We start from the raw sequence: 9702 nt of genomic DNA on the forward strand, positions 1-9702 counted from the left end.
AAGTGCCGGCGCGGAGCTTGGAGTTGCTCGTGCGATCAGCGGTGCGGCGGCCCGCCCGGCGAAGTGACACGGCGCTCCTGCGGAGGACCCGCCGATGGCCCCGGACCCGTTCCCTGCACAGGACCCGTTCCCTGCACGGGCCGTTGACCGCCACCACCGCCCGGGGCGCCCGCGGGCGCGGCGCCCGGCCTGCCGCCCTGCGCACCACCGGGCATGCGAGCACCGCCTTGATCAGCGGGAGGACGCCCAGGACCGGGGCCACCCGGCACACCGCCCTGCGCGCCACCCGGCATACCTGCACCTTGTTGGTCAGCGGGACGCCCGGCACCCGGGCCACCAGGCACACCCGGCCCGCCGCCCTGCGTGCCATTCAGCACGTGAGGGCCGCCAGTGCCGCCCGTGCCGGTGCCCTGCCCTCCGACGGGCGCTCCCCCGCCGGCAGGTCCGCCCGGCTTCGCGCCGCCCTTCGTGTCCGCCCCGCCCTCTTCGCCCACGAGCATCTGGGACGCGGCGAGTTCGCGGTACAGCGGGTCGGACTTGACCAATTCCTCATGGCTGCCGAGCGCCCGGATCTCACCGTGCTCCATCACCACGATCTGGTCGGCGTGGGTCACCGTGGACAGCCGGTGCGCGATGAGGATGACGGTGCACCGCCGGGCCGCCTGGTCCACCGCCTCGCGCAGCGCCTGCTCGTTGCGGGCGTCGAGCTGCGCCGTGGCCTCGTCCAGCAGCAGCACCTCCGGCTTGCGCAGCAACGCCCGTGCGATCGCGAGCCGTTGACGCTCACCGCCCGAGAGGGAGACGCCGCGGTTGCCGACCTCGGTACGCAGCCCGTCCGGCAGGCGGTTGATCAGCGCGTCGAGTCGCGTCACGCGGAGGGCCTCGGCGATGTCCGCAGGGGACGCGTTCGTCGCCGAGTACTTGAGGTTGTCCTCCAGCGTGCCCGCCATCACCGGGGAGTCCTGCTCGACGTAGGCGATGCGGCGGCGCACCTCGGCCCGCCGCATGCTCTCGATGTCGACGCCGTCGATGATGATCTGGCCGGCCGTCGGGTCGTAGAAGCGCTGGAGCAGCGCGAACATGGTGGTCTTGCCCGCACCGGAGAGACCGACGAGTGCCGTCTGCGTACCGCCGGGGATGGTGCACGAGATGCCCTTCAGCGCCATGCCGCGTCCGGGGTAGCCGAAGCGCACGTCGCGGAACTCGATGGTCGGCGGCCTGCGCACACCCGCGGCCCGCGCGCCGATGACCTTCAGCTTCATCGTCGAGGACGGGCTTCCCTGCGGTCCCGCTTCCGCGTCCATGTAGCCGTCGGCGAGGCCGTTCGCATGGCCGTTGGGCCGTCCGTTCGCCCTGCCGTTCGCGCCGGGGCTCGACGGATGCCGCGGCATGTGGTCCTGGGCCACCTGCGGCGGCATGTGGTCCTGGGGCAGTTCGTCGACGTCGGCCTCGACGCCCATCCGCTTGATCTGCTCGATGCGCCCCACCGCGCCCAGCCCCTGCTGGAGCATGCCCAGTCCGGCGACGAGGGAGCCGATCGGGCTCGCCAGGTAGAAGACGTAGAGCAAGAAGGCGATCAGCTGGGGCGTCTTGAGGTCCCCGGAGGCCACCAGCGCACCGCCGACGCCGAGCACCGCGAGGAACGCCGCCTGGATGGAGACACCGGAGAGGATCTTGACGAGCGCGACGTACTTGGCCCCCACGAGGCCCGCCTTGTAGGCGCCGTCGATGGCCTTGTCGGCGACCTCCGTCTCCCGGTCCTCCGCGCCGTTGGCCTTCACCGTGCGGGCGGCGCCGAGCGTGCGGTCCAGCGCCGAACCGACGGCACCGATCGACTCCTGGGCGCGGGCGACCGCCTTGCGGATGCGCGGCAGGATGCCGCCCATGATCAGGCCGACCGCCACCAGCACGCCCACCGTCACGCCGAGCAGCGGCAGGTGCACTATCCCCATGAGGACTCCGGCACCGGCGATGCTGAGGATGCCGTTGGCGATCATCACCAGGCCCTCGGTGGCGGCGTTCTGCAGCAGTGTGCTGTCGGAGGTCACACGGGCGATGAGGTCGCCCGGGGGACGCCGGTCGAGTTCGGGCACGCGCAGCCTGATCAGCCGGAAGACCAGGTCCTGCCTCACGCGCCGCACGACCCGTTCCGATGTGCGCTGCTGCCACCACGACTGGAGGCCCGTCAGCCCGGCACCGGCCACCACCAGGGCACCGAGCAGGATGACGGGACCCTTCACATCGCCCTCGCCCGAGAGGGAGGTGAGGACCTGCTGCGCGACGAGCGGCTGCATCAGGCCCGCTCCGCTGGAGGCGAGCACGAGGACCAGCGTCGCGAACAGGACGAGACGGTGGGGGCGGGCGTACCCCATCAGCACACGCAGCGGAGCACGCTTGCGGTGGTCGATCCGCAGCACGCTCGCCCGCGGGTCGCCAGGCCGCTCGGGCGCGGTCGGATACTGCGGTGGCGGAGCCTGGGGCTGGGAGCCCTTGAAGAACCCGAAGGGCTCGTGGGGTCCGGGAGCCGTCGTCATGTTCCGTCCTACAGGTCGCTGTTCGGGCGGGAGTCAGCCTGCTGCCTGGTAGTTCGCCGCCTGTGCGGCGACGCGGTCGAGGTGGTCCGCGGCAGCCCGCGCACCACCGGCCTCACGGAAGGAGCGGCCGATCGACTCGGCCACCGCCATGTGGCCGCCCGCCGGATCGAGTACGGAGGTGATCGCCGCGGCCAGCCGGGGAGCGTCGACCCGGTTGAAGCGCACCCGCACACCGGCACCGGCGTCGACGACCTGCCCCGAGACGATCGGCTGGTCGTCCCGGATCGGTGCGAGGACGAGCGGTACGCCGTGCCAGAGCGATTCGCACACGGTGTTGTGGCCGCCGTGGCACACGACGGCGTCGAGGTGGGGAAGCAGATCGAGCTGCGGCACGTACTCCCGCACCAGCAGCCCCGAATCGGGCCGCTTCACCGGCCCTTCGAGCAGGCCGCCGGGGTCGACGACGATGCCCTGCACCGTCTCGCGCATGCTCTCCAGCGCGGCAGCGGCCTCCCCCAGGAACCGCCCGCCGGCGTCCGCGTTTGCCGTGCCCAGGGTGACCAGAACCTTGCGCCGCCGGGGGTCCAACTCCTCGTAGGGGAAGTCGCATTGCGATGCCCGCGGGGCGATCGCCGGGCCCACCATGTGCACGCCGTCCCAGGGCAGCGGGGCGTCGCCGAGCAGCGCGCGGCCGGTGAAGGCGACGATGCCGTGCCGGGAGAAGCGGGGGTCGTCGCTGCGCCGCACGTCTCCGAACTCGGCGCGCAGCGAGGCGAAGATGCCCTTGAGCCACGCGTCCACCTTCGGCATCGAGGAGAGCGGGTCGGTGAGTTCGGCCGAGGTGGTCACCGACGTCACGTATGGGATGCCGTGCCGTTCGGCCACCAGCGCGCCGGCGACGGCGTGCTGGTCCGCCACGACGACGTCCGGGCCGAACTCACGTACTGCGGCGTCGACTCCGGGCGCCATGAGCCCGGCCAGCGGCGCGAAGAAGTCCTCCCACAGGAAGCGGAAGGCCGCGGGCCCGGCCAGCTTCGGCGGCCTTGCGATGTCGCTGTCCGGCATGCGCGTCTCGTGGACCTCGGCGTCCGCACCGGCCAGGCGCCGGATCAGGTCGCCGTACCCGGCCCAGGCCACCCGGTGGCCCCTGCCGGTGAGTTCATCGGCGACCCCCAGCAGCGGGTTGGTGTGCCCGACCAGCGGGGGGACGACGAAGAGGAACCGAGTCACCGTACGGCCTCTGCCAGTTCGTGCCCGGCCGCCCTCTTCTCGGCCTCGTCGTGCTCGAGTATCCAGTCCAGAAGCAGGTCCCGCGTCTCCTTGGTGCGCTCCACCAGGACGGAATGGCCCTGGTCGGGCAGCACGACGGTGCGGCAGCGTTCCAGCGCGCTCTCGAACAGGGGGACTTGGGCGACGAGCCCCGACTCCTCACCGAAGATGGCCAGCACCGGGCAGGTGATCGCCGACAGGTCGTCGTCTATGACGCGTCCGCTCCACACCTCCGCGCCCAGCGTGGTGGAGTTGAGGATGCGGCCCGCGACGCGCGAGAGCCGCGCGGTCTGCGCACCGCGGTTCTCCTTGATCCAGTCGATGACGTCCTCGTTGACGAGGTGCTCCTTGGCGAGGGCGAGCCCGTTGGCCATGTGCTCGGTCCACCTGGGGACCGGCGGCTCCGCCTCGATCAGGGTGAGGGTCGAGATCCTCTCCGGGTACCAGGCGGCCGCACCGGCTGCGACCGTCCCTCCGAAGGAGTTGCCCACGACGTGCACCCGCCGGTGCTCCCCGAGCGCGTCGAGCAGCGCGACGAGGTCGTCGACGAAGCACTCCACCTGGTAGCCGCTCTCGGGCCGTTCGCTCCGGCCGTGCCCACGCAGGTCGTACATGATCACGTCGATGCCGGCCGCCGCGAACGCGGGCCCGAGCGTGAAGTAGTAGCTGGCCAGGCTGTCGGTCAGCAGCCCGTGCACGAACACCACGACAGGCGGCTCCCCCTGCTGCCCCTCGCGCGCGGCGGCGGGGAGCCGCTGCACATGGGTGGTGATCTCTCCGGTACGGATCTTCATCCCGGATCAGCCCGCTTCCGTGGTGCGCAGCGACGCGACGACGAAGTCCACCAACTGCCCGACGGTGAGCGCGATGATCTCGTCGAGTTCGAGATCGGCCACGAACTCGGCGAAGTTGACGCGGTCCCCGTAGTGCTCGCGCAGTGAACCCGAGAGCGTCACCAGGTCGATGCTCTCCAGCTCCAGGTCGTCGTGGAAGGTGGTCTCCCTCCCGATCTCGGCCTCGTCGAAGCCGTACTCCTCGAGCAGTTCGCGCAGCATAACGGCGATGTCCGCCAGGACGTCCCCCGGTTCGGCTCCGGCCTGCGCCTGGTCGTGCGGCTGCGCAGGCGCGAACCCGGTCGCGTCAGTGGTCATCTCGCACTCCTGTCCTCGTAGGCGGCCGCCCAGGCGACCACATACCGCCGCTCGGGCAAGCCCGGCGGATTCGATGTTTCCCGCACCCGCACCTCGTACGAGTCGCCCCCGTGACACACCCGGAGCCGGTCGTTGTCCGCCGAGACCACGCGGTAGTCGGACGGACGGCCCTTCAGCCCGGTGCCACGCAGCTTCGCGACGGCTTCCTTCGCCGCCCACATGCGCGTGAACCAGACCGCCTCACTTCCGGAACTCTCCGCGCCGTGCTCCGGCCCGTCCTCCGACAGGCCCCGCAGCAGGGCGAGTTCCTCCGCACCGCACGCCGCCTCGACGGTGGCCTGCGGACGTGCGGTGATCTCCTCGACGTCGATGCCGCACGGGCCGCGGCGTGCGATCGCGACACCGCACTCGCCGCGGTGCGCGATGGAGACCGTCATCTCCCCGACGGTGCGCCCGTGCACGCCGCGGACGAAGGGCCTGCCCTCGTCGTCGTTGTGCACGGAGACCTCCGCCGGGTAGACGTCGCCGGCGCCTTCCGCCCACAGCAGTCCGCGCACGGTGTCCTTGGCGGCGATCCTGCCGAGCAGGAACTGCCGTCTGCGGACGGGAGGAAGCGCCGCGTAGCCCGCACGCTCCTCACCGCCGAGCATGTTGCGCATCACCAGTTCGCGCGTCGCCAGGTCCGGCCAGCGCTCGTGCACCAGCGACCAGCCCTCCGGCTGCTGCGCCGAGAGCGTGTTGCAGCCGGGGAAGCGGTCCACGGCGCGGATGCCCGGGTCGGTGTCGAAGCGGCGGTCCGTCCAGCCCCTCAACTCCGCCCACACACGGCCTTCGTGCAGCAGCTGCATGTCGGCGGTGAGCGAGCTGTCGGTGACGCCGGTGATGCGGATGGAGCAGGTCAGGCGCTCGCCCACGCCGGGCTCGGGGCCGTGGAAGCGGATGTGGTTCACGCTCACCGGGAAGACGGTCGTGCGCTCGGTGAGCGTCGCCATGATCCAGTAGCCCAGGATCTGGCCGACGTTGTCCAGCAGCGAACCCGGCGCCTCGGGCGCGGTGATCACGCCTCGTACGTGCCGGTCACCGATGGCCGTCAGTTCGGTGACGCCCTGGAACCGCGGGCCGTGGAACATCCACCGCTCCGTGTAGAGCTGTTCGGCACGCATGTCCGGTGTGCGGTCCGCGGACGGGTCGACCGGCCATGGCGCCTGGGGGACCCCCCGGACGGAGTCTGGGGGAGGGTCGTGGCGGGGGGCGAGCTCGACGACGGCGCGCGAGGAGCCCGTCAGTTCGACCTCCAACTCGGCGGGTGCGGTCCGGCGGACGGCGACCGGGACGTCGTGAGCGGGGACGGCCTCGATCCACTTCAGCAGCCGCACGTCGCGCAGACCCACCGCGCGCATGCCCGGCACGGCGCGTTCCGCGATCTCCATGAGGTGCTTGATCACGGTGGTGGCCGGCACGATCGGCCAGCTGTCGGCGATGTCGGGCCAGCCGGGCCGCTGCCGGAAGAAGCAGTGGTCGACCAGGTACGGCATCTCCTCCACGCCCACGCGGAGCACGGACGGCACCGAGGCCACCTGGGGCTGCGGGGGTTCCGGTACCGGGGGCGCCGGCGAGGTGGTGGACGCGGGCGGCGCCGTGCGCTCCCGGCCCTGCGGGCGCGAGGGCGGTGCAGGCGCCGGACCGCGCCGCGCGGCCGGGCCGCCCGCGTGACCTCGGTGTGCGGGTCGTGCGGCCGGTACTCGGCGGCGGGCTCCGGCACCGATCACGTCGGCGGCGGCCGAGGCCGTGTCGTGCAGGAGCGCGGAGAGTTCGGCAGCCAGCGGATTGCCCGAGCCCGCCCGGTCCAGCCGCGCCATCGAGGCGGAGGCGAGCGCCGCGACCGGGGCCGACGCCGCGGTGACCGGTTCCGCGGGGGCGATCGCTGCCGCCGCACCGACCACTCCGGACAGGCTTCCGTGAACCGATTCGGGCAGGGACACCAGCGCCCCGTCGAGGTCCAGCCGCATGCCCGGGCGGCGTGCGGAGGGCTTGGCCTGCTTCGCCTCGCTCCGATCGGCGTCCCCGGAGCCCAGCAGCGGCCGCACGTCCGGTGAGGCGCCCTCGGCCCACAGCGCGGTGACGACCCGGCGCAGCTGGGCGAGGCTGTCCCGGGTGCCGGCGTGTGCGGAGACGACGAGGCGGTCGCATCCGGAGAGGGTGTCGTCGATGAGGGAGCCCAGCTGCCCGGCTCCGAGCGTGATGAACGCACGGTGCCCGGCGTCGTACATGGCCAGGATCATCTGCCGGAAGCGCACCGGTTCGAGCAGGTGCCGTACGAACAACTCCCGTATCTCGTCGGGGTCTTCGGGATAGGGCGAGGCCGTGGTCGCGGACCACACTGGTGTCGTCTGCGGATGCAGGCGGTAGGCCTCCGCCGCGCCGCGGATCGGTCCGAGGTAAGGGGCGAGCATCGGGGTGTGGAACCCGGAGCGGAACGGCAGCACCTGGCTGATCACTCCGCGGGACCGCATGCGCAGCACGATCGCCTCGACGGCCTCCTCGGCGCCGCAGATCATCGACTGGTTCGGGGCGTTGTCGTGGGAGAGCACGACGTCGTTGCGTCCGTGGAGCTCAGCGAGAACATCCTCGGCGGGCATCCCGAGCACGCCGAAGACGGCTCCCGGCACGCGCAGCGCGTCCGGGTCGAACCCGGCGAGGAACGCGTCGACTTCGTCGGCCGCATGGATGCCGCCGCACGCCATCGCCGTCCACTCGCCCACGCTGTGCCCGGCGACAGCGTCGGGGACGACGGCGAGTTTGCGCAGTGCGGCGTCGAGGATCCTGCCGAGCTGGAAGACGGCGGCGCCGTGCCGGCCGACGTCGCCGACCTCCGCGTCCTTGCCGAAGGAGAAGTCCAGCCCGAACCGCTCCGCCAGACCGTCCGCCCTGGGGTCGAACTCGGCCTCCAGTCCGGGGAAGACGAACGCTGTGCGCCCTCCCGCGGGACCGAGTATCGGGCGGGGGCTGAACCACACGTCGCTGCGGCCGGACCACGGCACACCCTTGGCGACGGCCTTGCGCGCGAGCTTCAGTCGGCGGGCTGTCGGGTCGACGATGCCCAGCCGGCACCGTGCGGTCACGGGGGTGAGTTCGTCGAGGCCGAGCGCCAGAACCGACGCGTCGTCGCGCTCCAGCAGGTCCGCGAGCGCCTCCGGGCCGTCGGCCGCCAGCCGCAGCACCCGCTCGGGTTCCTCGACCTGCGCCGTGGCCGTGGGGGCCGTGTGGGCAGAGGACTTCCCCTCTGCGGGGCGCGTCGCCGGCTGCTCCAGTACGACGTGCGCGTTGATGCCGCCGAAGCCGAAGGCGTTGACGCCCGCCCGGCGCGGGGTGCCGTCTGCCGATTCCTCCCAGGCGCGTGCCTCGGCGAGCGGCGCGAACCGTGTGCGGGCCAGGGCGGGGTGCGGGTCGTCGCAGTGCAGCGTCGGGGGCAGCACCCTGTGGTGCACGGCGAGTGCGGCCTTGATGAGTCCGGCTATGCCCGCGGCGGGCATGGTGTGCCCGATCATCGACTTCACCGAGCCGATGGCCGCGCGGCTGCTGCTCTGCTCCGCGTCCGTGCCCCCGGGCGCCGTGCCGGTGCCGAACACCTCGGCGAGCGTGGTCAGTTCGGCCTCGTCGCCCGCGGGTGTCGCGGTGCCGTGCGCCTCCAGCAGCCCGATGGCGCCGGGTGCGCGCGGGTCGAGTCCGGCGGCGTCCCACGCCTGACGCACGGCACGCACCTGGCCGCCGGGGTCGGGATTGAACAGGCTGGCCGAACGGCCGTCGCTGGCCACGCCCGTGCCGCGCACCACGGCGTAGATCCGGTCGCCGTCGCGTTCGGCGTCCGCGAGGCGCTTGAGCACCACGATTCCGGTGCCCTCACCGATGAGGACGCCGTCCGCGCCGCGGTGCAGGGGGCGTATCCGCTGGCTCCTCGAGAGCGCACCGAGTTGGCTGAAGACGGACCACAGGGTGATGTCGTGGCAGTGGTGCACGCCGCCGGCGAGCATGATGTCGCAGCGTCCGGCGTCGAGTTCGCGTACCGCGTGGTCGACGGCCACGAGCGACGAGGCGCACGCGGCGTCGACGGTGTAGGCGGGGCCGCGCAGGTCGAGACGGTTCGCCACACGTGAGGCCGCCAGGTTGGGCACCAGGCCGATGGCCGACTCCGGTGCCTCGGGCCCGAGTTGGGCGGCGAAGGCCGAGCGCACCTCTTCCAGCCGGTCCTCGCCCAGTTCGGGCACCAGCTCGCGGAGTGTGCGCACGACCTGGTTGCTCGTACGTACGCGCTGGTCGAGCCGGACCAGGCCGGGCGTGAGGTATCCGCCGCGACCCAGTACGACGCCTGCCCGCTGCCGGTCCTCCGGCAGCACACCGTCCCCGCCGGCGTCCTCGATGGAGCGGTTGGCCACATCAAGGGCGATCAGCTGGTCGGGCTCGGTCCCGGGCACCGAGTTGGGCATGATGCCGAACCGCGTCAGGTCGAACTCGGCGGTGTCGTCGATGAATCCGCCGCGTCGGCAGTAGACGCGGTCGGCGCGCCGCGGCCCGTCGGCCGCGTAGAACTCCTCGTCCCAGCGGCCTTCGGGCACATCGGTGATCGCGTCGACGCCGCCGACGATGTTCTGCCAGTAGCGGTCCAGATCGCCGGCGCCCGGGAAGAGAGCGGCCATGCCGACGATCGCGACGGGGGTGCGGGGCGAACCCCGCTCAGGGGCGGACATGGT

General features: G+C 72.4%; 5 protein-coding genes. All 5 read right to left on the reverse strand.

Going from position 1 to position 9702, the window contains the following annotated elements; all coding sequences use genetic code 11:
* Nucleotides 1-35 precede the first annotated feature (35 nt).
* A complete protein-coding gene (locus I004_RS40495) occupies nt 36-2534 on the reverse strand; it encodes an ABC transporter ATP-binding protein (RefSeq protein WP_486580215.1) in 2499 nt (832 codons plus the stop codon).
* 33 nt (nt 2535-2567) lie between these two features.
* The gene (locus tag I004_RS0124640; RefSeq protein ID WP_028437686.1) at nt 2568-3764 is read right to left on the reverse strand and encodes a glycosyltransferase; all 1197 of its coding nucleotides are present in this window, start codon (nt 3762-3764) and stop codon (nt 2568-2570) included.
* Nucleotides 3761-4597, reverse strand: a complete 837-nt coding sequence (locus I004_RS0124645) for an alpha/beta fold hydrolase (protein WP_028437687.1) — start codon at nt 4595-4597, stop codon at nt 3761-3763. The genes I004_RS0124640 and I004_RS0124645 overlap by 4 nt, the downstream gene beginning before the upstream one ends.
* A gap of 6 nt (nt 4598-4603) precedes the next feature.
* Nucleotides 4604-4858, reverse strand: coding sequence for a phosphopantetheine-binding protein (locus I004_RS35850; RefSeq protein WP_051345406.1), 255 nt, complete (start codon nt 4856-4858; stop codon nt 4604-4606).
* Nucleotides 4859-4950: 92 nt separating this feature from the next.
* The gene (locus tag I004_RS0124655; protein ID WP_028437688.1) at nt 4951-9699 is read right to left on the reverse strand and encodes a type I polyketide synthase; all 4749 of its coding nucleotides are present in this window, start codon (nt 9697-9699) and stop codon (nt 4951-4953) included.
* Nucleotides 9700-9702 lie beyond the last annotated feature (3 nt).

The organism is Streptomyces sp. TAA486, assembly GCF_000426165.1.

Bases quoted from the DNA above. Each gene is read 5' to 3' on its own strand.
- I004_RS40495 (WP_486580215.1), bottom strand. From the start codon at position 2,534: ATGACGACGGCTCCCGGACCCCACGAGCCCTTCGGGTTCTTCAAGGGC.
- I004_RS0124645 (WP_028437687.1), bottom strand. From the start codon at position 4,597: ATGAAGATCCGTACCGGAGAGATCACCACCCATGTGCAGCGGCTCCCC.
- I004_RS35850 (WP_051345406.1), bottom strand. From the start codon at position 4,858: ATGCTGCGCGAACTGCTCGAGGAGTACGGCTTCGACGAGGCCGAGATC.
- I004_RS0124655 (WP_028437688.1), bottom strand. From the start codon at position 9,699: ATGTCCGCCCCTGAGCGGGGTTCGCCCCGCACCCCCGTCGCGATCGTC.